Annotated in this window: 1 protein-coding gene; it reads right to left on the bottom strand. The window is 40.3% G+C overall.

Annotated elements, in window-relative coordinates; all coding sequences use genetic code 11:
* The coding region (locus AAEY72_RS14680; RefSeq protein WP_352311272.1) for a glucosaminidase domain-containing protein at positions 1 to 238 on the bottom strand (238 nt) is incomplete at its 3' end.
* Between the last annotated feature and the right edge of the window lie 40 nt (positions 239 to 278).

Raw genomic sequence — 278 nt, 5'->3', positions numbered from 1 at the left:
CTCTAAAGCTTGCTTGCTTTTTAACTGCAGCGCCTTGCTCAAACTCTAAAGTGACCTTACTGGCTTTTTCGCCCTGCCAACTTTTATCTGACTTTATATTGAATAAATTATTTGAGCTATTGCCATCACCTTTACTGATAATATGTTTACCCCAGCCAGTTTCTAATGCTGCTTGCGCAACCATAACCGCCGGATTTAAACCAATTTTTTTAGCCGCTGTTTTTGCGTGTTCCCACACTGTACTTACAAATTCCTCAGCATTTTCAAATGTGCCAGAC

The sequence above is a fragment of the Psychrobacter sp. W2-37-MNA-CIBAN-0211 genome, assembly GCF_040309405.1.
GTDB classification, from domain to species: Bacteria; Pseudomonadota; Gammaproteobacteria; order Pseudomonadales; family Moraxellaceae; genus Psychrobacter; species Psychrobacter glaciei.
This window is presented reverse-complemented; position numbering and strand designations above follow the sequence as displayed.